A 25,815-nucleotide genomic window follows, 5' to 3' on the forward strand; every position below is an offset into this window, starting at 1 on the left:
GTTGTAGGAGCGAGCCCGCTCGCGATGGACGTAAAGACACCGCGTACATACAGACTGAACGCGTCATCGTTGACGTCCATCGCGAGCAGGCTCGCTCCTACAGGTTAGGTGTCGTTAGTGCGAGGTTAGAAGAACCCCAGCGGGTTGATGTCGTAGCTCACCAGCAGGTTTTTGGTCTGCTGATAATGGTCGAGCATCATCTTGTGGTTCTCGCGGCCGACACCGGATTTTTTGTAGCCACCGAACGCGGCATGCGCCGGGTACAGGTGGTAGCAGTTGGTCCAGACACGTCCGGCCTTGATCGCCCGGCCCATGCGGTAAGCGCGGTTGATGTCGCGGGTCCAGAGCCCGGCACCGAGGCCGAACTCGGTGTCGTTGGCGATGGCCAGGGCTTCGGCTTCGTCCTTGAAGGTGGTGACGCCCACCACCGGACCGAAGATTTCTTCCTGGAACACGCGCATGTTGTTGGTGCCCTTGAGCAGCGTCGGCTGGATGTAATAGCCGCTGGACAAGTCACCCTCAAGACGCTCGGCCGCGCCACCGGTGAGCAGCTCGGCGCCCTCCTCCTGGGCGATGGTCAGGTACGAGAGGATCTTGTCGTATTGCTGCTCCGACGCCTGGGCGCCGACCATGGTGTCGGTGTCCAGCGGATTGCCGCGCTTGATCTTGACGATTTTCTTCATGACTTCGGCCATGAACGGTTCGTAGATCGACTCCTGCACCAGCGCCCGCGACGGACAGGTGCACACTTCGCCCTGGTTGAAGAACGCCAGCACCAGCCCTTCGGCGGCTTTTTCGATGAACGCGGGCTCGGCGTTCATGATGTCTTCAAAGAAAATGTTCGGCGACTTGCCGCCCAGTTCCACGGTGCTTGGAATGATGTTTTCCGCAGCGCAATGCATGATGTGCGCGCCGACCGGGGTTGAACCGGTAAACGCAATCTTGGCGATGCGCTTGCTGGTGGCCAGGGCCTCGCCGGCTTCACGGCCGAAACCCTGGACGATGTTCAGCACGCCCGCCGGCAGCAGGTCGGCGATCAGTTCGGCAAACACCATGATTGACAGCGGTGTCTGTTCAGCCGGTTTGAGCACGATGCAGTTGCCGGCAGCCAGGGCCGGGGCGAGTTTCCAGGCCGCCATCAGCAGCGGGAAGTTCCACGGAATGATTTGCCCGACCACGCCCAGAGGCTCGTGGAAGTGATAGGCGGTGGTCAGCTCGTTGATCTCGGCGGCGCCGCCTTCCTGGGCGCGGATGCAGCCGGCGAAATAACGGAAGTGGTCGGCGGCCAGCGGCACGTCGGCATTGAGGGTTTCACGCACGGCCTTGCCGTTGTCCCAGGTTTCGGTGACGGCGAGAATTTCCAGGTTTTGCTCGATGCGATCGGCGATTTTCAACAGCACCAGGGAGCGATCCTGGGCCGAGGTCTTGCCCCAGGCATCGGCGGCGGCATGGGCCGCGTCGAGGGCCTTGTCGATGTCGGCGGCGCTGGAGCGCGGGAACTCGGCGATCACTTCACCGTTGACCGGCGAGGTATTGGTGAAGTACTCGCCATTGACCGGCGCGACGAACTCGCCGCCGATGAAGTTGCCGTAGCGTGGCTTGAAGGATACGACTGAGCCTGGTGTTCCGGGTTGTGCGTAGATCATGGTGGGCCTCTGTCTGGGTCGGTGCCTGTCGAACCAACAGGCGATGAACCGATACTAGAGAGCCCCGCGCGCCAGACGAATGCGCCGTTGGCAGGGGGACTCTCGTTATTTGGTCGTAGGAGCGAGCCTGCTCGCGATGGTCGTGAACGATAACGCTGGGCACCTGACACGCCTCGGTGTTCTCGGGTTCATCGCGAGCAGGCTCGCTCCTACAGGGGTTATGCGGTGGTCCTGGCGTCAGTGCTTGGCCACCAGATCCTTCGGCAGTTTGAAGGTCCAGAGCATGCCGCCCTGGTTGAAGTCCTTGACGCGCTTGGCCACCTCACCGCCCCACAGTGGTACGGCGCCGCCCCAACCCGAAAGAACCGAGACGTACTGTTCGCCGTCCATTTCCCAGGTCACGGGCGAGCCCAGCACGCCGGAACCGGTCTGGAACTCCCAGACTTTCTCGCCGGTCTTGGCATTGAACGCTTGCAGGAATCCTTCCGGCGTCCCGGTGAACACCAGGTTGCCCTTGGTGGTCAGTACCCCGCCCCACAGCGGCGCGTAGTTCTTGTGGCGCCAGACTTCCTTGCCGGTTTTCGGGTCGATCGCCCGCAGCACGCCGATGTAGTCTTCATTCAATGGCTTGATGGTGAAACCGGCGCCGAGGAAGGCCGCGCCTTTCTTGTAGGCGATGCCCTCGTTCCAGATGTCCATGCCCCATTCGTTGGACGGCACATAGAACAGCCCGGTGTCGCGGTTGTACGCCATCGGCATCCAGTTTTTCGCGCCGAGGAATGCCGGAGCTACGAACACTGAACTGCCCTTGGCTTCGGTGCCCGGTGCGCCAGGACGACTGGCTTCGTTGTAGATCGGCCGGCCGTCCTTATCGAGCCCGGTGGCCCAGGTGATCTTGTCCACGAACGGAAAACCGCGAATGAATTTACCGTTGGTGCGATCCAGCACGTAGAAGAAACCGTTACGGTCGGCGGTCGCCGCCGCCTTGATTTCCTTGCCACCCTCGTTGTAGTTGAACGAGATCAGTTCGTTCACGCCGTCAAAGTCCCAACCGTCGTGAGGGGTGCTCTGGAAGTGCCATTTGATGGTGCCGTCGTCCGGGTTGAGCGCCAGGCGCGAGGACGAGTAGAGGTTGTCGCCAGGGCGCAAATGCGAGTTCCACGGCGCCGGGTTGCCGGTGCCGAACAGCAGCAGATTGGTTTCAGGGTCGTAGTAGCCGCCCAGCCAGGGCGCCGCGCCACCGGTTTTCCAGAGGTCGCCGGGCCAGGTCTTGCCAGCCTCGCCGCCGGAGATACCGTTCTCCACCGCTTTGCCGTCCTTGTAGACGTAGCCCATGTGGCCTTCCACGGTCGGCCGGGTCCACAGCAGGTCACCGTTTTTCGGGTCATAGGCTTCGATCTTGCCCACCACGCCGAACTCGCCACCGGCCACGCCGGTAATCAGCTTGCCGTTGATCACCAGCGGCGCGGCACTGATTGAGTAGCCTTCCTTGTGGTCGGCGACCTTTTTGCTCCAGACCACCTTGCCGGTGTCCTTGTTCAACGCCACGAGCTTGGCGTCGAGGGTGCCGAAGATCACCAGGTCGCCATACAACGCCACCCCACGGTTGATCACGTCGCAGCAGGGACGGATGTCATCCGGCAGGCGCGCATCGTATTGCCAGAGTTTCTTGCCGGTGCGCGCATCCACGGCGAACACCCGCGAGTAGGAGCCGGTCATGTACATCACGCCGTCCTTGATCATCGGCTGGGCTTGCTGACCGCGCTGCTTTTCACCGCCGAAGGAGAAGGCCCAGACCGGCCGCAACTCCTTGACGTTGCCGACATTGAGAATGTCCAGCGGGCTGTAGCGCTGACCCTGGACGCCCAGGCCGTTGGTGACGATCTGCTCCGGGTTCTTGGGGTCCTGGAGAATGTCCTGGTCGGTGACCCCGGCCAGTGCCTGGCCGGACAACAGCATGGCACTGAGCAACAGGCTCAAGACGAAGGGCTGGCGACGTGCGGGTTGAGTCATGACGGCTACCTCTGCGGTTTTTGTTATTCGCGGGAAATCTTCCCGGTGTGATGCAGATTCTTGGGCGCCGCCGCCCTTGCAACAATGACCCGCTGTGTGGAGTTTTCTAGTTCCTTGGTAGGGGGTTGGGTGTGGATAGGGCGCGCTCCCCTTTAGGAGCGAGCCCGCTCGCGATGGTGGTGAACGATAACGTTGGGAAACCTGACACCCCGCGGCGCTCTCAGGTTCATCGCGAGCAGGCTCGCTCCTACAAAGGGGTGTTGATCATTGCTGCGCAGCGGAGTCCACTCGTTTCATTTGCGTGCGTTCGTAGCGCGGGTACAGGTGGCTGACGCTGCGGATCAGCTCATAGCGGCTCAGGTTGATGCCGGCGAAGCGTTCGGGAATGGGGCTGCGGATCATCTCGGCCATTTCACTGCCCTGGGCGGCGCCGTCGCGCATCAGCTGGTCGAGCCAGCTCAGGTGGTCGCGCATTTGCTCGAACGGCTTTGCATCGCTGGCCACCGGCCCGTGGCCGGGCACGACCAGCGTCCAGGGCAACGCTTGCAAGGTGGCGATGTCCGCCAGCCACACCGATAACCCCGGACTGTTGGGCGTGGTCAGCGCCCGTTGATAAAACACCAGATCCCCGGCGAACAGCACGCCGGTTTTCTGGTCGAGAATAGCCAGATCCGCACCCGTATGCCCACCCAGGCTCAGCAGCTGCAGATCGTGGTTCCCAAAACGTTGCATGCCGGCGGTCAGGGTCCGGGTCGGCAACACCACTTCGGTGCCCCGCATCCAGTCGCCCACCAGCCGATACATGTTTTGCGCCATCGCATCACCCTGTTGATGCAACAGCTCGGTGGTGCCGGCCAGCGCACCGATCGGCACATCGGTGAAGGCCTGGTTACCCAGCACATGGTCCGGGTGATGGTGCGTCAACAGCACTTCGATCACTGGTTTATCCGTGGTGGCGGCAATCGCCCGGCGCATGGCTTCACCGTAGCGCTTCGATGGCCCGGTATCGATCACCACCACGCCGCGCTCGGTGACGATGAACGCGGTATTGACGATGTTGCCGCCGTTGGCCGTGGCGAAATTATCGGTGCTGCCTTCGAGCAGCCAGGTGTCTTCGGCGATCTGCCGGGGTTTGAGTACGTAGTCAAGATCGGCCATGGCCGCCAGGCTCAGGCCCATGAACAACAACAGCATCCAGCGCATGACACACTCCTTGGGGTCAGGGGATCGACGCATCGAATTGATTGCCGCTGTTGTCGCGCAACACCAGGCGCGTCTGCGCTGCCCCTTCAATGTCAAAGGCCAGGTTGGGGTTTTCACTGACCGCGGGAAACAGTTCCAGGCGCGCCAATACGTGATTGTTCGAGTCCCGTAGCTCGGCGTGATTGATGAAAAACTCCGGAATGCCGCTGACCATGCCGTTGTCCATCGGGTGCGCCACCTGCAGGCGCAAACGGCTGAACTCACCGCGTGGATAGCGCCCGCCCAGCACTTCGCCGATGTGTTCCTCCCAGCCCGGCTGGGTACGCACCACACTGGGCGCGGTACAGCCGCCGCCCGCCGCATCGATCAGGACCGAACCGACATGCCACAAGCCATCGCGGGTCAGTACCGCCGCGCGCAACGGCGTTGCCTGTTCGACGCGAATACGCACCGACAGCCACGGCAGCACACCACTCAAGGGTTCGAAGTCGACGATTTTCGGCAACGGGTTCAGCTCGGCCCAGGCCAGTATTCTCACCACCTCACCCTTGAACGCCCGGGCGTCGATTTCCACCGGCACTTGTCGGGCGTCCTCGGCAAACGGCGGGGCCAGCAGCTTGACGCGCTCATCGAACACGAACGGCGCATCGCCGAGCATTTGCTTGTGATAGAACGACCACATGACCGACGGCACCGGGTCCTTGCCCGGATCGATGTCGGCGGCCTGTGCGGCCTGGCCCAGGCTCAACCAGCAGGCCAACAGACAACTCGCTTGCCAGTTCATCGCCCGCTCCTATTGATACATCTCGGGTACGTCATACCGCAGGCCGTAATGGCCATAGATGGTTTTCACCGAGCCCTCACGGATCAGGCCTTCCAGTGCCTCTTCCACGGCATAGGCCAGTTGCCGGTTGCTTTCGTGCACAGCCATGCCGATTTCCCAAAGCTGTTTGCCCATGTTCGGATAAGCGTTTTCCGCCAGCGCCACTTGCGGGTCGGCGGCCTCGTGCACCTGCCAGTCGATCTCGCCGCGCATGGCCATCACCGCGTCGACCTCACCGGCCTTCATCGCTGCAAACGCCTGAGGTACGCCCGGGTAATGGTGGGTCTTGCCGGCGAGCATGCCGTTGAACACCGAGGTCAGGTAGAACGACGGCACGCTGTCGACCTCGACTCCGATCGGGTGCTGCTCGAACACCGCGACACTGCCGACCTTGTCCAGTCGCCGACGGTCGTACGCCACTTGCCATTGCTCGTTCTGGTAAGGACCGAACATCACCACATGACCGTTTTCCATCTCGCCGAATTCGTTGCGTTTCTGCGCGTAGTCGCGGTCGTAAGGCACGCGCATCATCAGGTCGGCCAGTTGCTGCTTGTGCAGCGGGCTGGCACGCCAGATGTAGTCACGCAGGTCGTCGTCGAGCTTTTCTCCGGCCGGTGCCCAGATCAGCGTCAGGCGCACGCCCAGTGCCTTGGCCAGCGCCTGGGCGAGTTCGACGTCGACGCCGCGAGGCTGACCGGCGTCTTCGAAACTGTAGGGCGCGAAGTCCTTGTAGACCGCTACCTTCAGTTCCCCGGCGGCGATCATTTCGTCATAGTTGCGGACCTGCGCCTGCACCGACTGGCAGCACAGCCACACAGCGCTGATCAACACCGCGAGCAGGCGCATGGGTTACTCCTCGATGTGGACGCTATCCAGATAAGTGCGGACCGCCCACAGGGCTTCCTGGCTCAGGTAGTCGGCCATCTTCGGCATGTAGACCCGACCGTCTCGCACCGCCCCGTTGCGCACCCGTTCGACGAACCACTCGTCGCCGGCATCGCCGACATCAAGCTTGCGCAAATCCGGTGCGATTCCGCCTGATATGGCCTCCAGACCGTGGCAGGCCGCGCAGTTCTGGGTGTAGGCCGACGAGCCGATTTCCAGGGCCTTGTCGTGCTCCGGGGAGTTGCGGTACGGGTTCTCGGCGGCCCAGCCATCGCCATCCACCTTCACGCCGGCATCCTTGATCGGCGTCAGGCCTTTGGTTTCGACGGCCTGAGGCACCACGTTGCCGTGGGCCCATACGGAACCTGCACTGATAAAGCCGGCCAGCAGTCCGGCAGCGAGCAAGGCGTTGCGTTTTGTTGTCATTGTTATGCCCTCAAGATTGCACGCAAAACCTCTTGGCAGAGGCTATGGCGATCATCTTAGGAACCCCGCCGCGCCGGCCCCATGCTGCTTTGGTGGTCGCGACCTCCTCCCTTGGTCGTAGAGCTTGTGGCGCACTCGCACCTCGGCGGTGCTAGCGACCCGGTGTCAGGGGCAGGACCTGGGGCGGCACGGGACGCGGGGCGTGAAGCCTGTCAACGCCGATCAGGGTAAGAATCAGCAGAAACGGCAAGAGCAGTGCCTTGAGAATACGCATGGTCAGTCCCATCCAGAATGACGGTCGTTGCTGCCCATGCTAGAACCGCGCCGTTTGCCGCGGGTTACGACCTTGGTACTGCCTCATCGGTACTTTCTGCATATTTCCACGGTTCCACGGCCTTCCTATGCTGGCGCTACCTGTTAAGGAGTGCCCTATGCGCCAGCTTGCCCCTTACGCCTTGTTCTATCTGCTGGCGATTGCCTGCGCTGCCGGCCTGGCGACTCAGAGCCAGGCAGCGGACGCTTCATTGCAGGTACGGGTTGGCTACCTGGGTTATCGCCCCGCCCCCGGACCACTGCTGTCGAACGTCATTCCCGAACCGAGCGATTCCGGGTTGCGTGGCGCCGAACTGGCGATCACCGACAGCAACAGCACCGGGCGCTTTCTCAACCACAGCTACAGCCTGGTGAGTGCCAGCGCCGACAATGCGGATGCGTTGATCGAAGCCGCCAAGGCCCAGCACGCAGAAGGCCTGCGGCTGTTTGTGGTGAACGCGCCGGCAGAGACCCTGCGCCGGCTCAGCGCGGTGCTTCCCGACAGTCTGTTGTTCAACGCCGGCAGCCCGGACGACAGCCTGCGCACCACCGATTGCCTGCCGAACGTGCTGCACAGCCTGCCCAGCCGGGCGATGCTCGCCGATGCCCTGGGGCAATTTCTGGTGGTGCGCAAATGGCAGCGGGCGCTGCTGATCGTCGGCCCGACCGCGGACGATCAAGCCTACGCCGCCGCCCTGCGCCGCGCGGCGAAACGCTTCGGCCTGCAACTGGTGGCGGAAAAGGCCTGGAGTTTCGACAACGATCAACGACGCAGCGCCCAGGCCGACATGCCACTGTTCACCCAGACCGCTGAATATGACGTGGTGTTGGTGGCCGATGAACGCGGCGATTTTGGCGAATACGTGCCGTACCAGACCTGGTACCCGCGCCCGGTGGCGGGCACCCAAGGCTTGACCCCGGTGGGCTGGCACAAAACCGTGGAAACCTACGGCGCCGCGCAGTTGCAAAAACGCTTCGAAGCCCTGGCCGGACGCTGGATGAACGACCGTGACTTCGCCGCGTGGATGGCCGTGCGCAGCATCGCCAGTGCCGTGAGCAAACTGCGCCAGACCGAGCCCATGGCGATCCGTGACCTGGAAATCAGCGATCAACTGCCGCTGGACGGCTTCAAGGGCCGCAAGCTCAGTTATCGGCCGTGGAACGGCCAGTTGCGGCAACCGATTCCCATCGTCCAGCCCCGGGCACTGGTCAGCACCTCGCCCCAGGACGGCTTTCTGCACCCCTTCAACGAGATGGACAGCCTGGGTTACGACAAGCCCGAGGTCAGCTGCCGCTTTCCCTGAGCACAACAACGACAACAACAACAAGGAATCCGCCATGCGCCGCACCCTGCTTTCATGCGCCCTGCTGCTCGCCGCCGGGCACGCCACGGCCAGCACCGCCTGGGTCTCCAACGAAAAGGACAACAGCCTGAGCCTGATCGACATGCAGACCCTGCAAGTCACCGACACCCTGCCCGTCGGCCAGCGCCCGCGCGGTCTGCTGCTGTCCCATGACAACAAGCTGCTGTACATCTGCGCCAGCGACTCGGACCGGGTGCAGGTGATGGACGTGGCCACGCGCAAGATCATCAAGGAGTTGCCTTCGGGCAAGGATCCCGAGCAGTTCGCCCTGCACCCCAACAATCGCTGGTTGTATGTGTCCAACGAGGACGATGCGCTGGTCACGGTGATCGACACCGAAACGTCCAAGGTCCTCAGCCAGATCAACGTCGGCGTCGAACCCGAAGGCATGGCCGTCAGCCCCGATGGCAAGTGGGCGGTGAACACCAGCGAAACCACCAACATGCTGCACTGGATCGATACCGGCACCCAGACCCTGACTGACAGCACCCTGGTGGATCAACGCCCGCGTTTTGTCGAGTTTTCGGCGGATGGTTCGCAGCTGTGGGCGTCGGCGGAAATCGGCGGCACCGTGACCATTCTCGATGTGGCCAGCCGCAAGATCCTCAAGACCCTGAACTTCCAGATCAAGGGCGTGCACCCGGACAAGGTCCAGCCGGTGGGTGTCAAGCTCAGCGCCGATGGCAAGTACGGCTTCGTTGCGCTGGGCCCGGCCAACCATGTGGCGGTGATCGATGCCAGGACCTTCGAGATTCTCGACTACCTACTGGTGGGGCGACGGGTCTGGCAGATGGCGTTTACCCCGGATCAAAAGCAGTTGCTGGCCACCAATGGCGTCAGCGGTGACGTTTCGGTGATTGATGTCGATAGCCTCAAGGTCACCAAATCCGTGAAGGTCGGACGCTATCCCTGGGGCGTGGTGGTGACCCCATGAACGCCCTGGAGGTCGTCGACCTGAGCTTCGCCTACGGAGCCCGAGAGGCCTTGCGCCAAGTGAGTTTCAGTCTGGCGCCGGGGCGCTTCGCGGCGCTGCTGGGGCCAAACGGTGCCGGCAAATCGACCCTGATCGCCTTGCTGACCCGGCTCTATGACGTGCAGCGCGGTGACATCCGCGTCGGTGGCTGTTCGTTGTCGAAGACACCACGGCCAGCGCTCAGGCAGTTGGGCGTGGTGTTTCAACAAAGCACCCTCGACCTGGACCTCAGCGTCGAGCAGAACCTGCGTTATCACGCGGCGCTGCATGGCCTGTCCAGGCGCCAGAGCGCCCTCCGGGTCGAGGCGGAACTGGCCCGGCAGGCCCTGACCGAACGCCGGCGCGATCGGGTACGCGAGCTCAATGGCGGCCATCGCCGGCGGGTGGAAATTGCCCGCGCCCTGCTGCATGAACCGCGTCTTCTGCTGCTCGACGAAGCCAGTGTCGGACTCGATCCCGCCAGCCGCCTGGCGCTCAACCAGCACATTCGCAACCTGTGCCGCGAGCAGGGCATCAGTGTGCTCTGGACCACCCACTTGCTCGACGAAGTGCAGCCCAGCGATGACTTGCTGATCCTCCATCAAGGCCGGCTGGTCGCCAGCGGGCAGGCCGATGCGCTGAGCCTGGCACACGGCGGCGATCTGGGTTCGGTCTTCACCCGTCTGACCACATCCGGAGCTGCCCGATGAATGCGTACTGGCAATGTTTCAGCGGCATCGTGCTGCGCGAATGGCTGCGTTTCGTCCTGCAACGCACGCGGTTTCTCAGCGCGCTGGTGCGGCCCCTGTTATGGCTGTTGGTGTTCGCCGCGGGTTTTCGCGCCGCCCTTGGCATCGCGATCATCGAGCCCTACGACACCTACATTCCCTATGAGGTGTACATCATTCCGGGCCTGGCCTGCATGATCCTGCTGTTCAACGGCATGCAGGGTTCGCTGTCGATGGTTTACGACCGCGAGATGGGCAGCATGCGCGTGCTGTTGACCAGCCCCCTGCCCCGGACCTTTCTGCTGTGCAGCAAGCTGTTGGCCACGGCGCTGATTTCGTTGTTGCAGGTGTACGCGTTTCTGGCCATTGCCTGGGTCTACGGCGTGCAACCGCCGGCCATGGGCCTGCTGTTGGCCCTGCCGGCGTTGTTGCTGGTGGCGTTGATGCTCAGTGCCCTGGGCCTTTTGCTGTCGAACGCGATCCGCCAGCTGGAGAACTTTGCCGGGGTGATGAATTTCGTGATCTTCCCGCTGTTTTTCCTGTCGTCGGCCCTGTACCCGCTGTGGAAGATGCGCGAGTCCAGTGAGTGGTTGTACTGGTTGTGTGCCCTGAACCCGTTCACCCATGCCGTGGAACTGGTGCGGTTTGCCTTGTATGAACGCTTCAATGCCCTGGCGCTGGCGGTGTGCGTGGGGCTGACCCTGCTGTTTTCGCTGCTGGCTGTGCTGACGTTCAACCCGCAACACGCCGCCCTGCGCAAATCCGGCTGACAGACCTTCTGCCGGACCAAATTTACTACTTTAGTACTGGTTTTCCTGTCTATGGTCGCATTCCAAACGCAGCGCGACTGGCATGTAATGGGCTCATAACGATAAGGACTGAACCCATGCCGCATGCCCGACATCGCCTGCTGCGTCTCTCTCTTGCTGCGTTGTCGCTGAGCCTGTGGCTGGGCAACGCCCACGCTCAAGCCCCGCTGTTTTCCGCAGAGGGCTATCGCATCGACCTGTACCGCAGCCCGACGCCAGGCCAGCTGCAGGGCGCGACACTCGTCGACACCCCGGCCCTGCAAAGCCTGCTTGAACAGACCCCGCGCCCGCTGCTGATCGACGTCTACCGCCGGCAATGGCTGCAAGGCCGCTTCATCGAAGACACGCCCCACGAAAACCTGCCCGGCAGCCATTGGCTGGCCAACACCGGTGACGGTGAGCTGACGCCACAGTGGCAGGACTATTTCGCTGACAACCTGAAAAAGCTGACCGCCGGAGATCCGATGCAACCGCTGGTCTTTTACTGCCGCTCCGACTGTTGGTTGAGCTGGAACGCGGTCAAACGCGCGGCCACCCTGGGCTATAAGACACTGTATTGGTACCGTGACGGAGTGGACGCCTGGCAGGCGGCCAACCTGCCGGTGACGCCGGCCCGGCCCGAACCCTTTCCCTGAGCTTTACGCGTGCGTGTTGTTGCCACACCATAATCAAAATAATGAGGTGAAAGGCTATGTACAAAATTCTGATTGCCGATGATCACCCGCTGTTTCGCGAAGCCATCCACAACGTCATCAGCGACGGCTTTGCCGGCAGCGAAGTGATGGAAACCGCCGACCTGGACAGCGCCCTGGCCCTGACCCGGGAGCACGATGACCTGGACCTGATCCTGCTCGACCTGAACATGCCCGGCATGCATGGGCTCAATGGCTTGATCAACCTGCGCAACGAAGCGCCGACCATTCCGGTGGTGATCGTGTCTGCCGAGCAAGACAAGCAAATCGTCCTGCAGGCCATCACTTACGGCGCGGTGGGCTTCATCACCAAATCCTCGCCCCGCAGCCAGATGACCGACGCGATCCAACAGATTCTCAACGGCAATGTCTACTTGCCCCCGGACATTATCCGCTCGGCCAGAGCCGGCACCCACCGGCGGATGAACGACACCCCGAGCTTCCCGCCGGAGCTGCTCCAGGCCCTGACCCGCAAGCAATTGCAGGTGCTGGAACGCATGACCAAGGGCGAGTCCAACAAACAGATCGCCTACACCCTGGAAATCGCCGAAACCACGGTCAAGGCCCACGTCTCGGCGATCCTGCGCAAGCTCAACGTGCACAACCGGGTGCAGGCAATCCTGAGTGCCGGGGACATTGATTTCGGGTCGTATTTGCGGCGGTGAGTCTGCCTGAAGACCGCATCGCGGCTATCGTCGGAACGCCGCCCGGAGCAACCAATCACCCGCAGGTGCCCCCCATCCACTGTAGGAGCGAGCCTGCTCCGGGCGGCGTTCCGACGATGAACGTCCGGGCAACGCGGGCATTCAGACAGCCCGCGTCATCGTTGACGACCATCGCGAGCACGCTCGCTCCTACAGGGGGGGCGCCCACACCGGGGAAGTCAGGGCCGTGCGAGCAAATGGCTCATGGCTGTCTTGAGCTTCATCGGCCGTACCGGCTTGTGCATCAGGGTGTGCCCCAGTTCGCGGATCTGCTGCTTGAGCTCGTTGCTGTAGTTGGCGGTGATCATCATCGCCGGGATCGGTTTGCCGCGCCGGGCATTGATCCGCGCCACGGCGTCCACACCGTTCTGTTCGTTGTCCAGGTGATAGTCGGCGATCAGCAGGTCCGCGTCGGCGTGGTAGTTGTCCACTTGCCGTGCCAGGTCCTCTTCCGACAGCGCCGTGACCACCCGGCAGCCCCAGCCTTCCAGCAGCGTGCGCATGCCGGCGCAGATGGTCGCATCGTTGTCCAGCACCCAGACCCGTGCCCCGCGCAGCCGCTCGAGCATCGGCTCGCTCATCGGTAAACCGGGGGCTGCTTGCGGGGCGGTGGCGCTCAATGGCACTTCGACGCAGAACATCGAGCCCTTGCCCGGCCATGAGCGCACCTGGACCCTATGCCCGAGAATGCCGGCGATTTTTTCGACGATCGCCAGGCCCAGCCCGAGTCCGCGATCCTGATCCGGGCGTTGCACATCGCCACGCTTGAACTCCTGGAAAATCTCCTCCAGACGGTTTTCGGCAATGCCCATGCCGCTGTCCCAGACCTGAATCGACAGGCGCTGGTGATGGCGCCTGCAACCCAGTACCACGCGACCGCTGTAGGTGTAGCGAATGGCATTGCTCAGCAGGTTGCGCAGGATGCGCGCCAACAACTGGATATCGCTGCGCACCAGTGCCGAACAGGCGATGAAATGCAGCTCCAGACCTTCACTGCGGGCGACCTGGGTGTATTCCGCCGCCAGGGTGTCCAACAGCTCGCTCAGGGCGAACGGCGCGATGTCAGCCTTGATCACCCCGGCATCGAGCTTGGAAATATCCACCAGGGTGCCCAACAGGTTTTCCACGTCCTCCAGGGAGTTGCTGACATTGCGCACCAGCACCTCGTTGCTGACCGCTTCCCGGCGTTCCAGCAAGGCGCTGGTGAACAACCGCGCCGCGTTCAAGGGTTGCAGCAGGTCATGACTGACGGCCGCGAGAAACTTGGTCTTCGACAGATTGGCTTGCTCGGCCTCCTGCTTGGCCTCGCGCAAGCGTGATTCGACCCGGCGACGCTCCTCGATCTCACGCAGCAACTGGTCGTTGAGGGTGGTCAGTTCAGCGGTGCGTTCGCGCACCCGCAGCTCCAGATTCTGATAGGCCTGGTGCAAGGCCTCGGCGGTACGGCGGCGTTCGGTGATGTCGCGGATCAATACGAAAATCCCCACCACCTCACCGCTGGCCAGCCGATTGGGCACGTAGGAACGCAACATGTAGCGTTCCTGGTTATTGACGTTGGTTTCGGCGACCTCGAAGGTCACGCTCTCGCCCGCCAACGCCCTGGCCACGTAGGACTCCAGGCGCTGGTAATGTTGTTCGCTGTGCACTTCGCGCAAGCGTTGGCCGAGCATCACGCCCCGTGGCCAGCAGTACCACTCCTCGTAGACCTTGTTGGTGAATTCGTAGACCAGATCGGCATTCAGATAGGCGATCAATGCCGGCACATGGTCGGTGATCAGGCGAATCCAGCGCTCGCTTTCGCTCAGGGCTTCGGCGTGCTGGTAGCGTTCGGTGATGTCGGTGAAGGTGTTGACGAATCCGCCCATGGGCAGCGGATGGGTGCGAATCTCCAGGACCCGGCCATCGTAAAGGCGTTGCTCGCATTCCTGCATGGGCCGCCCGTTGGCGTCGCGGCTGGCCGGGGTCAGCAGGGTCAATTCGCTGTCGGCGATCACTTCGGCAAAAGATCTATGCGCCGCTACCGGTGCCAGGCCACTGAGTTCGAGAAACCGGCGATTCCACAGTTCCAGGATGCCGTCGGCGTTGACCATCGCCACCCCTTGGGAAAGGTTGTCCACCGCCCGTTGCAACAGATGCGACTTCTGCGCCACTGCTTGCTCGCGGCGCACGGTTTCGCTGAGTTTGACGTCGGTGATGTCGGTGAACAGGATCACCCGCCCGCCTTCCTGGGTCGGCCGCTCGCTGACTTGCAACCAGCGACCATCCTGCAGGCGATACAACAGGTTTTCGTCGGCATGCCCGCGCGGCTCTTCGCTGAACAGGCCGTTGTTCATCATCAGGCGCTTGACCTCGGTCAGGCGCATACCGGCGTTGATCCGTACCCGGCTGTTGCTCCAAAAGGCCTTGAAGCGACTGTTGAACAGGACGATGCATTGCTGGGCATCGAACAGCACAAAGGCGTCGGAGATACTCTCGATCGCGTCGATTAGGTGTCGATGAGCCGTTTCCGCGCGCAAGCGTGCTTCGCTGAGCAAATGGTTGCCCGCCTTGAGCTCGGCCATGGCCTGGTTCAACGCGTCGGTGCGTTCCCGCACCTGCTCGGCCAGCACCACCGAATGCTGGAACGCGGCGTAGGGATCATTGCCCCGGGTGATGCCGGACTCGATGCGTTCAATCAACGCGGCGTTGATGCGTTGCAGTTTCTGGTTGTCGTGTTGCAGGCCGGCAATTTGCGCCCGTAGCTCAGCGCAGTCCGAGGGAACGCCCTCGGGCAATGGCGACCCCGGTGAACGTTTGGTTGATGTGCATGCCATTGAACTGTTCTCCGTAGGTGTTGAACCCCATCACCCGCTGCTCGCGCAAAAAGGCGCCGATCCGTTCCAGGCTACCGTCGTCTTCCAGTTCCAGACGCCGCAGAAAACAGTCGCAGCCAATGGTCAGCAGCAAATCGCCGAGGCGTTCCTGCAAGCCGTCGAACAGGCTCTGCAGGTTCGGCAGCATTGGGCCGGGGGTCATGGCGGTGAGGACGATGCCGTTCTCCACGGCGCAATAGAAACTCAGGCTCAAATCGGCATGAACCTGCTGAATGGCGCGCACGTAATACTGCTCGTTGATCCGCACCGCCAAGGGATGCGCGGCGAAGATCCGGTGATCGAGTTCGGCCACTGGCACCCCGATGTGTCGGGCGTACTCGGCGGCGGCCGGCTCGGCATTGAGTTCGAAGACCCGCCGCGAAGCGCTGTCGGCCCCGGTGACCACAAGTTTTTCCGCCCGGGGCAGGATGTGATGGGTGGTGAACACTTCGAAGTCCAGCCAGGTATTGACCAGCACCACCACCGCCGCGCCGCTGTGAAACTCACCGTCGAAGTAGACATGGGTGTGGGTCAGGTAGTTGTCGTCGCCGGCCGAACCGCCGAAATGCGGAATGTCGCCCAGCGCGGCGCTCAAGGCCGCCAGGACCATTTCTTCGCGGCTGGACAGGCCGTCGAGCAAGGTCAGGGCAAAGCTGTTGCCCTTGATCGGTGCCAGGGTGTTGCTGCGACAGCCGCCGACCAGGCGCTCGACCATTTGCTGGGCGTCGATCAGGCTGAAGCGTTCCATCTCGTCGATCAGTTCGAGGGCGATGGAGAAGTGCCGGTGATCGAAACCGACCGCCGTCACGCAATTGCGCCCATACCCCAGGGGAGTGATTTCACCGGCGCTGGTGCAGCCCGCCAAACGAATGCCGCCGAAGCTTTGTTCCAGGGCCTGCCCCAGCGCCTGCAAATCGTACTCGGCGGAACAGAAGAACAGCACGAAGCCCAGGTGCGGGTGCAACAACTGCCGCGCCAGCTCCTGCGCCACTTGCAGGGCATCGGTGGCCTGGGACATCGCGCTGACGATACCTTCGTTCTGGACCTCCTGCATCGTCGCCCCCCCGCAGGTGCGTGTGTATGAGGTACGAGTGTACGAAGCCAGCGGGAAGCGACCTATGCTACTTGGGTAGCGGGTAGTCGCTTCAATGGGATGAGAGGGAGACGGAGCGGGCCGTGACGAGCACAGTCATCAGGCTCGGGAGCGCTTCTTCGCTGCACGCCACAGGCCCCGGCTACATGGCCGCCTTCAAAAGCATGTAGGCCGCGACCACCAGGCAGATGCTGGCAAAGCCCACCTGCAATGCCCGGGCGGGCACCCGTGCGCTGAGTTTTCGGCCGATGATCATGCCGACGATGCTCGAGGCAATGAACGCGTAGCCCAGACCATCGATGCGAACCCCGGCATGCAAGGCGCCGATCACGCCAATGGCCGAGATCAGGCTGATCACCATCAAAGAGGTGGCGATGATTCCGCGCATCTGCACATCGGTCAGTTGCTTGAAGGCCGGGACAATCAGGAATCCGCCCCCCACACCCAACAGACCCGAGACCACACCGGTCACTGCGCCGAGGGCCGCGAGGGTCGCGGTGCACTTGGCGGTCCAGGAAAACCGCCCGGTGTGCTGGTCGAGCATGCAGTTTTTCTGGCCCCAGTTGGCGTGACCGTGATCGCTCGGGCCCTCTTCCTGGCGCTCACGACGCAACATCCGCCCGGCCACCATGACCATCAGCAGGCTGAACAGGATCATCAGGATTTTTTCCGGCATCTGATGGGCGAAGTAGATCCCGACCGGCGAAAAGACCGCCCCCAGCAGGGCAATCAGCAGGGCCGCGCGGTAACGCACCAGGCCATGGCGCAAACCATCAAGCGCCCCGACCGCTGCCGCGCTGCCCACCGCAAACAGCGCGACGGGCGCGGCCTGGGTCATGCTCCAGCCCAGCCCCAGTACCAGCGCGGGAACCGCAAGAATCCCGCCGCCGGCACCGGTCAAGCCGAGCACCAATCCCATCACCACCCCAAAAAAACTCGCCAGCCCCATAAAACGCTCATGATCCACGGAAAAAGCCGGGAACGCCCGGTATCGATTGAGTGACAGGATAGAGCCCGCACGGCTTTTTTACCGCATGGATTCGACTCGGGGCTGGTCAACCCGGTGAGAATGAAACTACCCTCAATGCTCTACCAAACAGAAACCGCCCCCATGCCCGCCTTGATTGAAGCCTTCCTCGACCCTGCCTCGTCGACCTACAGTTACGTGATCTACGAAGCCGATGGCAGCCAGTGCGCAATCGTCGACCCGGTGCTCGACTACGACCCGGCCGCCGGGCGCACCGCCACCACCCAGGCCGACCGGATCATCGCTTTCGTTCGCCAACATCAGTTGCAGGTGCAATGGCTGCTGGAAACCCACGCCCATGCCGACCACCTGTCGGCCGCGCCCTATTTGCGTCGGGAACTGGGCGGCAAGATTGCCATCGGCGCGTCAATCAGCAAGGTCCAGAACGTGTTCAAGGCACTGTTCAATCTTGAGCCGGAGTTCTGCGTGGACGGTTCGCAGTTCGACCATCTGTTCGCCCCGGACGAGTCCTTCAGCATCGGCAACCTCAAGGCCACCGCGCTGCATGTCCCTGGCCACACCCCGGCGGACATGGCCTATCTCATCGACGGCGAGCAGATCCTGGTGGGCGACACCCTGTTCATGCCGGACGTGGGCACCGCACGTTGCGACTTCCCCGGCGGCAATGCTCATCATCTTTACGCTTCGATCCAGAGACTGCTGGCCTTCCCGGCCGATGTGAAACTTTACGTCTGCCACGACTACCCGCCCGAAGGTCGGCAAGCGCAATGCCAGACCACCGTCGGCGAACAACGAAAAAGCAATATCCATGTGCATGACGGCATCGACGAAGGCACCTTCGTCACCATGCGCACCCACCGCGACGCCGGGTTGGGCATGCCGACGCTGTTGCTGCCGGCGATCCAGGTGAATGTGCGGGCGGGGAACATGCCGCCGGCAGAAGACAATGGCGTGGTCTATCTGAAAATCCCGCTGAATAAACTCTGATTGCGGGTGCATGGCTTTCCGGCGATGGCGGTGTGTCAGGCGACGTTGATGTTGACTGTGCAGACGCCATCGCCGGCAAGCCACGCTCCCACAGGGGTTGTGGGTGTCTGCGGAATCTTAGGGCGACCAAAAACACTGTAGGAGCGAGCCTGCTCGCGATGGACGTAAGAGCACCGCGTTCATCCAGGTACCAGTGTTATCGTTCACGCCCATCGCGAGCAGGCTCGCTCCTGCGGGGCTTTCGGTTGTTCAGGTGCCCAGGGTCAACCCGTTGGCCGGCAACGGCAGCGCGGTCTTGTAGCGCACCTGCTTGAGCGCAAAGCTCGAACGGATATTCGCCACCCCCGGCACTTTGGTCAGAAAGTCCATCATGAAGCGCTCCAGGGACTGGATCGTCGGTACCAGAACGCGGATCAGATAATCCGGGTCGCCCGCCATCAGGTAGCACTCCATGACTTCCGGGCGATCGGAAATCGCCTCTTCGAAATGCTGCAACGCCTCCTCCACCTGCTTTTCCAGGCTGACATGGATGAACACGTTCACGTGCAGCCCCAGCAGGTCGGCATCGAGCAGGGTCACTTGCTCGCGAATCAGACCCAGTTCCTCCATCGCCTTGACCCGGTTGAAACAGGGGGTCGGCGAGAGGTTCACCGAGCGTGCGAGGTCGGCATTGGTGATCCGCGCGTTCTCCTGAAGGCTGTTGAGAATGCCGATATCGGTACGGTCCAGTTTGCGCATGAGACAAAACCACCTGTTTTTTATGTTTATGCAGATTTTTTATCTGTAAATGATCTTGAGCGCAACGAAACAGAGAGAAATATTCTTCTTGGCCGGGCCTATGATGTTTGTAGGACAAGATTTCTTCTACAAGACCGAAATCTGTCAGCTCACTACAAGAAATTCACAAGATCGAGCGTAGAAGCCATGAACCAAGCGTACGAACCGCTGCGTCTGCACGTTCCCGAACCTTCGGGCCGTCCCGGCTGCAAAACCGACTTCTCCTACCTGCGTCTGACCGACGCCGGCACGGTGCGCAAACCCTCCATTGACGTTGAACCCGCCGATACCGCCGATCTGGCCAAGGGCCTGATTCGCGTGCTCGACGACCAGGGCAATGCCCTCGGCCCATGGGCTGAAGGCGTGCCGGTCGAGATCCTGCGCAAAGGCATGCGCGCCATGCTCAAGACGCGGATCTATGACAACCGCATGGTGGTCGCCCAGCGCCAGAAGAAAATGTCGTTCTACATGCAGAGCCTCGGCGAAGAAGCCATCGGCAGCGGCCAGGCCCTGGCGTTGAACATCGACGACATGTGCTTCCCGACCTACCGTCAGCAAAGCATCCTGATGGCCCGCGAAGTGCCGCTGGTGGGCCTGATCTGCCAACTGCTGTCCAACGAACGCGATCCGCTCAAGGGCCGTCAGTTGCCGATCATGTACTCGGTCAAGGACGCGGGTTTCTTCACCATCTCCGGCAACCTCGCCACCCAGTTCGTGCAAGCGGTGGGCTGGGGCATGGCCTCGGCGATCAAGGGCGACACCAAAATCGCCTCGGCGTGGATCGGCGACGGCGCCACCGCCGAATCGGACTTCCACACTGCCCTGACCTTCGCCCATGTGTACCGCGCGCCGGTGATCCTCAACGTGGTCAACAACCAGTGGGCGATCTCCACCTTCCAGGCCATCGCCGGTGGCGAAGCGACCACCTTCGCCGGTCGTGGCGTCGGTTGCGGCATCGCCTCGCTGCGGGTCGATGGCAACGATTTCTATGCGGTCTACGCTGCCTCTGCCTGGGCTGCCGAACGCGCCCGCCGCAACCTCGGCCCGACCATGATCGAATGGGTCACCTACCGTGCCGGCCCGCACTCGACCTCCGACGATCCGTCCAAATACCGCCCTGCCGACGACTGGAGCCACTTCCCGTTGGGCGACCCGATCGCGCGCCTCAAGCAGCACCTGATCAAGGTCGGCCACTGGTCCGAAGAGGAACACGCCGCGGTCAGCGCCGAACTGGAAGCCGAAGTGATCGCCGCGCAGAAGGAAGCCGAACAGTACGGCACCCTCGCCGGTGGCCAGATTCCGAGCGCCGCGACCATGTTCGAAGACGTCTACAAAGAGATGCCGGAGCACTTGAAGCGCCAGCGTCAGCAACTGGGGATCTGACATGAACGATCACAACAACAATATTCAGTTGGACACCGCCATGACCACGACCACCATGACCATGATCCAGGCCCTGCGCTCGGCCATGGATGTGATGCTTGAGCGTGACGACAATGTTGTGGTGTTCGGCCAGGACGTCGGCTACTTCGGTGGCGTGTTCCGTTGCACCGAAGGCCTGCAGGCCAAGTACGGCACCTCGCGGGTGTTCGATGCGCCGATCTCCGAGAGCGGCATCGTCGGTACTGCCGTGGGCATGGGCGCCTACGGACTGCGTCCGGTGGTGGAGATCCAGTTCGCCGACTACGTCTACCCGGCCTACGACCAGATCATTTCCGAAGCCGCCCGCCTGCGTTATCGCTCGGCCGGCGAGTTCACCGCGCCGCTGACCCTGCGCATGCCCTGCGGCGGCGGCATCTACGGCGGCCAGACCCACAGCCAGAGCATCGAAGCACTGTTCACTCAAGTGTGCGGCCTGCGCACCGTCATGCCATCCAACCCCTACGATGCCAAGGGCCTGTTGATCGCCTCCATCGAAAACGATGACCCGGTGATCTTCCTTGAGCCCAAGCGCCTGTACAACGGCCCGTTCGACGGCCACCACGACCGTCCGGTGACCCCTTGGTCAAAACACCCCGCCGCTCAGGTTCCGGACGGCTACTACACCGTGCCACTCGACGTGGCCGCCATCGCCCGTCCGGGCAAGGATGTCACCGTTCTGACCTACGGCACCACGGTGTACGTGTCGCTGGTCGCCGCCGAAGAAAGCGGCGTCGATGCCGAAGTCATCGACCTGCGCAGCCTGTGGCCGCTGGACCTGGAAACCATCGTCAAGTCGGTGAAGAAAACCGGGCGCTGCGTGATCGTTCACGAAGCCACCCGTACTTGCGGTTTCGGTGCCGAACTGACAGCGCTGGTGCAAGAGCACTGCTTCCACCACCTGGAAGCGCCGATCGAACGCGTCACCGGTTGGGACACCCCCTACCCGCACGCGCAGGAGTGGGCGTATTTCCCTGGTCCGTCCCGAGTGGGCGCGGCTTTGAAACGGGTCATGGAGGTCTGAATGGGCACGCACGTCATTAAAATGCCGGACATTGGCGAAGGCATTGCAGAAGTTGAATTGTCGGTATGGCACGTCAAGGTCGGCGACATGGTCGTCGAAGATCAGGTGCTGGCCGATGTCATGACCGACAAGGCGATGGTCGATATCCCGTCGCCGGTGCATGGCAAAGTCATCGCCCTTGGCGGTCAGCCAGGCGAAGTCATGGCGGTCGGCAGTGTGCTGATCAGCATTGAAGTCGAAGGTGCGGGCAACGTTAAAGAGTCGGCTCAGCCAGCGGCCCCTGTCAAAGAAGCAGCGGTTGCAGCCCCGAAAGTGGAAGCCGTGGTCGAAAGCAAACCAGTCGCAGCCGCTGCGCCACGCCCGGCCGTGTGCCAGGGCCCGATGGTGGCCCGTGAAGCGAATGAGCGTCCGTTGGCGTCCCCGGCCGTGCGCAAGCATGCGCTGGACCTGGGCATCCAGTTGCGTCTGGTACGCGGCACCGGCCCGGCCGGTCGGGTGTTGCACGAAGACCTCGAGACCTACCTGGCCCAGGGCCAGTCGAATGCGTCGAGCGTCAGCAGCGCTTACGCCCAGCGCAACGATGAAGAGCAGATCCCGGTGATCGGCATGCGCCGCAAGATCGCCCAGCGCATGCAGGACGCCACGCAGCGCGCCGCGCATTTCAGCTACGTCGAAGAAATCGACGTCACCGCCGTGGAAGAGCTGCGCGCGCACCTCAACGAAAAACACGGCGCCACTCGCGGCAAGCTGACCTTGCTGCCCTTCCTGGTCCGCGCCCTGGTCGTCGCCCTGCGCGACTTCCCGCAGATCAACGCCCGTTACGACGACGAAGCCCAGGTCATCACCCGCCTCGGCGCGGTGCATGTGGGGATCGCCACCCAGGCCGACATCGGCTTGATGGTGCCGGTGGTGCGCCACGCCGAAGCCCGCAGTCTGTGGGACAGCGCGGCAGAAATCGCCCGTCTGGCCACGGCCGCACGCAATGGCAAGGCCAGCCGCGATGAACTGTCCGGTTCGAGCATCACCCTGACCAGCCTCGGCGCGTTGGGCGGCATCGTCAGTACGCCGGTGCTGAACCTGCCGGAAGTGGCGATTGTCGGCGTGAACAAAATCGTCGAACGGCCAATGGTGATCAAAGGCCAGATCGTGATTCGCAAGATGATGAACCTCTCCAGCTCCTTCGATCACCGCGTGGTCGACGGCATGGACGCGGCGCAATTCATCCAGGCCGTGCGTGGCCTGCTCGAACAACCCGCCACCCTGTTTGTGGAGTAAGTCATGCAAACTCTGAACACCACGCTGCTGATCATCGGCGGCGGTCCCGGCGGTTACGTGACGGCGATCCGTGCCGGCCAGTTGGGCATTGCCACCATTCTGGTAGAAGGCCAGTCCCTGGGCGGCACCTGCCTGAACATCGGCTGCATTCCATCCAAGGCACTGATCCACGTCGCCGAGCAGTTTCACCAGACGCAACAGCACAGCCAGCATTCGGCCCTGGGCATCAGCGTGTCGGCGCCGACCCTGGACATCGGCAAGAGCGTCGAGTGGAAAGACGGCATCGTTGATCGCCTGACCACCGGCGTCGCCGCGCTGCTGAAAAAGAACAAGGTCCAGGTCATTCAAGGCTGGGCCAAGGTCATCGACGGCAAGACCGTCGAAGTCGGCGACACCCGCATTCAATGTGAGCACCTGGTGCTGGCCACGGGTTCGAAGAGCGTTAACCTGCCGATGCTGCCGATTGGCGGGCCGATCATTTCGTCCACCGAAGCCCTGGCACCGAAATCGATACCGAAACGGCTGATTGTGGTCGGTGGCGGTTACATCGGCCTGGAACTGGGCATCGCTTATCGCAAGCTCGGTGCCGAGGTCAGCGTGGTCGAGGCGCAGGAGCGGATTCTGCCGGCCTACGACGCCGAACTGACCCAGCCGGTGCACGAAGAACTGAAAAAGCTCGGCGTGAAGCTTTACTTGAAGCACAGCGTTCAAGGCTTTGATTCAAAAGCAAATACCCTGCAAGTTCTGGCCCCCAACGGCGACACCCTGAACCTGGAAACCGATCAGGTACTGGTGGCCGTCGGCCGCAAGCCGAACACCCAGGGCTGGAACCTTGAAGCGCTGGACCTGGCGATGAACGGCTCGTCGATCAAGATCGACAACCGCTGCCAGACCAGCATGCGTAACGTCTACGCCATCGGCGACCTCAGCGGCGAACCGATGCTCGCGCACCGGGCCATGGCCCAGGGCGAGATGGTCGCCGAACTGATCAGCGGCAAATCCCGTGAGTTCAACCCGACGGCCATCGCTGCGGTGTGCTTCACCGACCCGGAATTGGTGGTGGTCGGCCAGACGCCGGATGAAGCCAAGGCTGCCGGACTGGACTGCATCGTTTCCAGCTTCCCGTTCGCTGCCAATGGCCGGGCAATGACCCTGGAGTCGAAAAGCGGCTTCGTGCGCGTGGTCGCCCGTCGCGACAATCATGTGATTGTCGGTTGGCAGGCGGTAGGCGTCGGGGTGTCCGAGTTGTCCACGGCCTTTGCGCAAAGCCTGGAGATGGGCGCGCAACTGGAGGACATCGGCGGCACGATTCATGCGCACCCGACGTTGGGCGAGGCAGTGCAGGAAGCGGCATTGCGGGCGCTGGGGCACGCGTTGCATCTGTAAATGCGCCCCCTGGCGAGGGAGCTTGCTCCCGCTGGGCTGCGAAGCGGCCCCAAACCTGCCACTGCGGAACATCCGATGCACCACAGTGGCAAGTTTTACCAGTGCTGCGCACTGAAGCGGGAGCAAGCTCCCTCGCCACAAAAAGGGGGTGAAACATGCGAGAACAATGGGAGTTTAATAAGCAAGCTACGATTTTTGCCTATCCCCCCATCGTCCGGGCTGCGAAACCGGCCCGGAATGAAGTATTGTTGTGCCCATCCGGAAAAACGTCAGAAGCCTTGAACCGTTTCGGCGGTTGTTAAGTGATAGAGGGTGTCATGGGTAACGAGAGCATCAATTGGGACAAGCTGGGTTTTGACTACATCAAGACCGACAAGCGCTATCTGTCGCACTGGCGTAATGGCGAGTGGGACAAAGGCACCCTGACCGAAGACAACGTGCTGCACATCAGCGAAGGCTCCACGGCCCTTCACTATGGCCAGCAATGCTTCGAAGGCCTGAAGGCCTATCGTTGCAAGGACGGCTCGATCAACCTGTTCCGTCCGGACCAGAACGCCGCGCGCATGCAACGCAGTTGCGCCCGCCTGCTGATGCCGCACGTGTCCACCGAGCAGTTCATCGAAGCGTGCAAGGAAGTGGTTCGCGCCAACGAGCGTTTCATTCCGCCTTACGGCACCGGCGGCGCGCTGTACCTGCGTCCGTTCGTGATCGGCGTCGGCGACAACATCGGCGTGCGTACCGCACCCGAGTTCATCTTCTCGATCTTCTGCATCCCGGTAGGCGCCTACTTCAAGGGTGGCCTGACCCCGCATAACTTCCTGATCTCCAGCTACGACCGCGCCGCCCCGCAAGGTACCGGTGCGGCCAAGGTCGGTGGCAACTACGCGGCCAGCCTGATGCCGGGCTCCCAGGCCAAGAAGGCGCATTTCGCCGACGCGATCTATCTGGACCCAATGACCCACAAGAAGATCGAGGAAGTCGGTTCGGCCAACTTCTTCGGGATCACCCACGACAACAAGTTCGTGACCCCGAACTCGCCCTCCGTGCTGCCGGGCATCACCCGTCTGTCGCTGATCGAACTGGCGAAAACCCGCCTGGGCCTGGAAGTTGTCGAAGGCGACGTGTTCATCGACAAGCTGTCGGACTTCAAGGAAGCCGGTGCCTGCGGTACTGCTGCGGTGATCACGCCGATCGGCGGCATCAGCTACAACGACCACCTGCATGTGTTCCACAGCGAAACCGAAGTCGGCCCGATCACCCAGAAGCTCTACAAAGAGCTGACCGGCGTGCAAACCGGCGACATCGAAGCGCCAGCAGGCTGGATCGTCAAGGTCTGACCCGACGCCAGATGCACAAAAGCCCCCCATCGGCCTGCCGATGGGGGGCTTTGTTTTAAGCGTGTTTTGCGTGTTTCGTTCGACAAGGCGAGCTAACGCTCGAACTCGTTATTTGCTGGC

The 25,815-nt window shown here is 62.3% G+C and carries 23 protein-coding genes; 12 read left to right on the plus strand and 11 right to left on the minus strand.

The window, feature by feature from the left end:
* Positions 1-125 precede the first annotated feature (125 nt).
* From ACGJAX_RS23645 to ACGJAX_RS23675, 7 genes are all read right to left on the minus strand, one after another.
* The gene (locus ACGJAX_RS23645) at positions 126-1,646 is read right to left on the minus strand and encodes an aldehyde dehydrogenase family protein (protein WP_247258014.1); all 1,521 of its coding nucleotides are present in this window, start codon (positions 1,644-1,646) and stop codon (positions 126-128) included.
* A 237-nt stretch (positions 1,647-1,883) separates the two neighbouring features.
* Positions 1,884-3,659, minus strand: a complete 1,776-nt coding sequence (locus ACGJAX_RS23650; RefSeq protein WP_090320633.1) for a PQQ-dependent methanol/ethanol family dehydrogenase — start codon at positions 3,657-3,659, stop codon at positions 1,884-1,886.
* 264 nt (positions 3,660-3,923) lie between these two features.
* Positions 3,924-4,862, minus strand: a complete 939-nt coding sequence (locus ACGJAX_RS23655) for a quinoprotein relay system zinc metallohydrolase 1 (protein WP_390956377.1) — start codon at positions 4,860-4,862, stop codon at positions 3,924-3,926.
* 16 nt (positions 4,863-4,878) lie between these two features.
* Positions 4,879-5,646, minus strand: a complete 768-nt coding sequence (locus tag ACGJAX_RS23660; protein ID WP_390956378.1) for a quinoprotein dehydrogenase-associated SoxYZ-like carrier — start codon at positions 5,644-5,646, stop codon at positions 4,879-4,881.
* Positions 5,647-5,655: 9 nt separating this feature from the next.
* Positions 5,656-6,531 carry an ABC transporter substrate-binding protein gene (locus ACGJAX_RS23665; RefSeq protein WP_130208674.1) on the minus strand — a complete coding sequence of 292 codons (876 nt, stop codon included), beginning with the start codon at positions 6,529-6,531 and terminating at the stop codon, positions 5,656-5,658.
* 3 nt (positions 6,532-6,534) lie between these two features.
* Positions 6,535-6,996, minus strand: a complete 462-nt coding sequence (gene pedF, locus ACGJAX_RS23670) for a cytochrome c-550 PedF (protein ID WP_090320621.1) — start codon at positions 6,994-6,996, stop codon at positions 6,535-6,537.
* A gap of 151 nt (positions 6,997-7,147) precedes the next feature.
* Complete coding sequence (locus tag ACGJAX_RS23675; protein WP_281198139.1) at positions 7,148-7,270, minus strand: hypothetical protein; 123 nt, start codon at positions 7,268-7,270, stop codon at positions 7,148-7,150.
* A gap of 157 nt (positions 7,271-7,427) precedes the next feature.
* On the opposite strand from ACGJAX_RS23675, the gene ACGJAX_RS23680 reads away from it, so the two are divergent.
* The 6 genes from ACGJAX_RS23680 to ACGJAX_RS23705 all read left to right on the plus strand — a co-directional run bounded on the left by ACGJAX_RS23680 (position 7,428) and on the right by ACGJAX_RS23705 (position 12,518).
* Positions 7,428-8,612: an ABC transporter substrate-binding protein gene (locus ACGJAX_RS23680; protein WP_390956379.1), complete on the plus strand. Its 1,185-nt coding sequence runs from the start codon at positions 7,428-7,430 to the stop codon at positions 8,610-8,612.
* A 34-nt stretch (positions 8,613-8,646) separates the two neighbouring features.
* Positions 8,647-9,606 carry a YVTN family beta-propeller repeat protein gene (locus ACGJAX_RS23685; RefSeq protein WP_247258019.1) on the plus strand — a complete coding sequence of 320 codons (960 nt, stop codon included), beginning with the start codon at positions 8,647-8,649 and terminating at the stop codon, positions 9,604-9,606.
* Positions 9,603-10,334: an ATP-binding cassette domain-containing protein gene (locus ACGJAX_RS23690; RefSeq protein WP_390956380.1), complete on the plus strand. Its 732-nt coding sequence runs from the start codon at positions 9,603-9,605 to the stop codon at positions 10,332-10,334. The genes ACGJAX_RS23685 and ACGJAX_RS23690 overlap by 4 nt, the downstream gene beginning before the upstream one ends.
* Positions 10,331-11,122 carry an ABC transporter permease gene (locus ACGJAX_RS23695; RefSeq protein WP_090320609.1) on the plus strand — a complete coding sequence of 264 codons (792 nt, stop codon included), beginning with the start codon at positions 10,331-10,333 and terminating at the stop codon, positions 11,120-11,122. The genes ACGJAX_RS23690 and ACGJAX_RS23695 overlap by 4 nt, the downstream gene beginning before the upstream one ends.
* 116 nt (positions 11,123-11,238) lie before the next feature.
* Positions 11,239-11,796: a rhodanese-like domain-containing protein gene (locus tag ACGJAX_RS23700; protein ID WP_390956381.1), complete on the plus strand. Its 558-nt coding sequence runs from the start codon at positions 11,239-11,241 to the stop codon at positions 11,794-11,796.
* A gap of 56 nt (positions 11,797-11,852) precedes the next feature.
* Positions 11,853-12,518 (plus strand): response regulator transcription factor, encoded by a 666-nt coding sequence (locus ACGJAX_RS23705; RefSeq protein ID WP_090320603.1) that lies wholly within the window; start codon positions 11,853-11,855, stop codon positions 12,516-12,518.
* Positions 12,519-12,736: 218 nt separating this feature from the next.
* Here the strand turns inward: ACGJAX_RS23705 and nahK are convergent, their stop codons facing one another.
* From nahK to ACGJAX_RS23720, 3 genes are all read right to left on the minus strand, one after another.
* Positions 12,737-15,370 carry a hybrid sensor histidine kinase/response regulator NahK/ErcS' gene (gene nahK / locus ACGJAX_RS23710; protein ID WP_390956382.1) on the minus strand — a complete coding sequence of 878 codons (2,634 nt, stop codon included), beginning with the start codon at positions 15,368-15,370 and terminating at the stop codon, positions 12,737-12,739.
* Entirely contained in the window at positions 15,300-16,463 is a 1,164-nt protein-coding gene (gene nosP / locus ACGJAX_RS23715; RefSeq protein ID WP_390956383.1) for a nitric oxide-sensing protein NosP, read from the minus strand. The genes nahK and nosP overlap by 71 nt, the downstream gene beginning before the upstream one ends.
* 181 nt (positions 16,464-16,644) lie before the next feature.
* Entirely contained in the window at positions 16,645-17,451 is an 807-nt protein-coding gene (locus ACGJAX_RS23720; protein WP_090320594.1) for a sulfite exporter TauE/SafE family protein, read from the minus strand.
* Positions 17,452-17,613: 162 nt separating this feature from the next.
* Between ACGJAX_RS23720 and ACGJAX_RS23725 the strand changes: the two genes are divergently transcribed.
* The gene (locus tag ACGJAX_RS23725) at positions 17,614-18,477 is read left to right on the plus strand and encodes an MBL fold metallo-hydrolase (protein WP_390956384.1); all 864 of its coding nucleotides are present in this window, start codon (positions 17,614-17,616) and stop codon (positions 18,475-18,477) included.
* 249 nt (positions 18,478-18,726) lie between these two features.
* Here ACGJAX_RS23725 and bkdR read toward each other — a convergent pair whose 3' ends face one another.
* Complete coding sequence (bkdR, locus tag ACGJAX_RS23730; RefSeq protein WP_008059350.1) at positions 18,727-19,215, minus strand: Bkd operon transcriptional regulator BkdR; 489 nt, start codon at positions 19,213-19,215, stop codon at positions 18,727-18,729.
* Positions 19,216-19,401: 186 nt separating this feature from the next.
* Between bkdR and ACGJAX_RS23735 the strand changes: the two genes are divergently transcribed.
* From ACGJAX_RS23735 to ACGJAX_RS23755, 5 genes are all read left to right on the plus strand, one after another.
* The gene (locus ACGJAX_RS23735; RefSeq protein WP_090320589.1) at positions 19,402-20,637 is read left to right on the plus strand and encodes a 3-methyl-2-oxobutanoate dehydrogenase (2-methylpropanoyl-transferring) subunit alpha; all 1,236 of its coding nucleotides are present in this window, start codon (positions 19,402-19,404) and stop codon (positions 20,635-20,637) included.
* 1 nt (position 20,638) lies between these two features.
* Positions 20,639-21,697 carry an alpha-ketoacid dehydrogenase subunit beta gene (locus ACGJAX_RS23740; RefSeq protein ID WP_090320586.1) on the plus strand — a complete coding sequence of 353 codons (1,059 nt, stop codon included), beginning with the start codon at positions 20,639-20,641 and terminating at the stop codon, positions 21,695-21,697.
* Entirely contained in the window at positions 21,698-22,972 is a 1,275-nt protein-coding gene (locus ACGJAX_RS23745; protein ID WP_390956385.1) for a 2-oxo acid dehydrogenase subunit E2, read from the plus strand. It abuts the gene before it with no gap.
* A gap of 3 nt (positions 22,973-22,975) precedes the next feature.
* A complete protein-coding gene (lpdA, locus tag ACGJAX_RS23750) occupies positions 22,976-24,358 on the plus strand; it encodes a dihydrolipoyl dehydrogenase (protein ID WP_390956386.1) in 1,383 nt (460 codons plus the stop codon).
* 317 nt (positions 24,359-24,675) lie between these two features.
* On the plus strand, positions 24,676-25,695 hold the full coding sequence (locus ACGJAX_RS23755; protein WP_090320577.1) for a branched-chain amino acid aminotransferase: 1,020 nt from the start codon (positions 24,676-24,678) through the stop codon (positions 25,693-25,695).
* The last annotated feature ends 120 nt before the right edge of the window (positions 25,696-25,815 follow it).

This window comes from Pseudomonas moorei, assembly GCF_042846945.1.
In the GTDB taxonomy this organism is placed as follows: domain Bacteria; phylum Pseudomonadota; class Gammaproteobacteria; order Pseudomonadales; family Pseudomonadaceae; genus Aquipseudomonas; species Aquipseudomonas moorei.

Excerpts from the sequence above, each read along its gene's own strand:
- ACGJAX_RS23645 (WP_247258014.1), bottom strand. The coding sequence starts at position 1,646 with ATGATCTACGCACAACCCGGAACACCAGGCTCAGTCGTATCCTTCAAG.
- ACGJAX_RS23650 (WP_090320633.1), bottom strand. The coding sequence starts at position 3,659 with ATGACTCAACCCGCACGTCGCCAGCCCTTCGTCTTGAGCCTGTTGCTC.
- ACGJAX_RS23655 (WP_390956377.1), bottom strand. The coding sequence starts at position 4,862 with ATGCGCTGGATGCTGTTGTTGTTCATGGGCCTGAGCCTGGCGGCCATG.
- ACGJAX_RS23660 (WP_390956378.1), bottom strand. The coding sequence starts at position 5,646 with ATGAACTGGCAAGCGAGTTGTCTGTTGGCCTGCTGGTTGAGCCTGGGC.
- ACGJAX_RS23665 (WP_130208674.1), bottom strand. The coding sequence starts at position 6,531 with ATGCGCCTGCTCGCGGTGTTGATCAGCGCTGTGTGGCTGTGCTGCCAG.
- pedF (WP_090320621.1), bottom strand. The coding sequence starts at position 6,996 with ATGACAACAAAACGCAACGCCTTGCTCGCTGCCGGACTGCTGGCCGGC.
- ACGJAX_RS23675 (WP_281198139.1), bottom strand. The coding sequence starts at position 7,270 with ATGCGTATTCTCAAGGCACTGCTCTTGCCGTTTCTGCTGATTCTTACC.
- ACGJAX_RS23680 (WP_390956379.1), top strand. The coding sequence starts at position 7,428 with ATGCGCCAGCTTGCCCCTTACGCCTTGTTCTATCTGCTGGCGATTGCC.
- ACGJAX_RS23685 (WP_247258019.1), top strand. The coding sequence starts at position 8,647 with ATGCGCCGCACCCTGCTTTCATGCGCCCTGCTGCTCGCCGCCGGGCAC.
- ACGJAX_RS23690 (WP_390956380.1), top strand. The coding sequence starts at position 9,603 with ATGAACGCCCTGGAGGTCGTCGACCTGAGCTTCGCCTACGGAGCCCGA.
- ACGJAX_RS23695 (WP_090320609.1), top strand. The coding sequence starts at position 10,331 with ATGAATGCGTACTGGCAATGTTTCAGCGGCATCGTGCTGCGCGAATGG.
- ACGJAX_RS23700 (WP_390956381.1), top strand. The coding sequence starts at position 11,239 with ATGCCGCATGCCCGACATCGCCTGCTGCGTCTCTCTCTTGCTGCGTTG.
- ACGJAX_RS23705 (WP_090320603.1), top strand. The coding sequence starts at position 11,853 with ATGTACAAAATTCTGATTGCCGATGATCACCCGCTGTTTCGCGAAGCC.
- nahK (WP_390956382.1), bottom strand. The coding sequence starts at position 15,370 with ATGGCATGCACATCAACCAAACGTTCACCGGGGTCGCCATTGCCCGAG.
- nosP (WP_390956383.1), bottom strand. The coding sequence starts at position 16,463 with ATGCAGGAGGTCCAGAACGAAGGTATCGTCAGCGCGATGTCCCAGGCC.
- ACGJAX_RS23720 (WP_090320594.1), bottom strand. The coding sequence starts at position 17,451 with ATGGGGCTGGCGAGTTTTTTTGGGGTGGTGATGGGATTGGTGCTCGGC.
- ACGJAX_RS23725 (WP_390956384.1), top strand. The coding sequence starts at position 17,614 with ATGCCCGCCTTGATTGAAGCCTTCCTCGACCCTGCCTCGTCGACCTAC.
- bkdR (WP_008059350.1), bottom strand. The coding sequence starts at position 19,215 with ATGCGCAAACTGGACCGTACCGATATCGGCATTCTCAACAGCCTTCAG.
- ACGJAX_RS23735 (WP_090320589.1), top strand. The coding sequence starts at position 19,402 with ATGAACCAAGCGTACGAACCGCTGCGTCTGCACGTTCCCGAACCTTCG.
- ACGJAX_RS23740 (WP_090320586.1), top strand. The coding sequence starts at position 20,639 with ATGAACGATCACAACAACAATATTCAGTTGGACACCGCCATGACCACG.
- ACGJAX_RS23745 (WP_390956385.1), top strand. The coding sequence starts at position 21,698 with ATGGGCACGCACGTCATTAAAATGCCGGACATTGGCGAAGGCATTGCA.
- lpdA (WP_390956386.1), top strand. The coding sequence starts at position 22,976 with ATGCAAACTCTGAACACCACGCTGCTGATCATCGGCGGCGGTCCCGGC.
- ACGJAX_RS23755 (WP_090320577.1), top strand. The coding sequence starts at position 24,676 with ATGGGTAACGAGAGCATCAATTGGGACAAGCTGGGTTTTGACTACATC.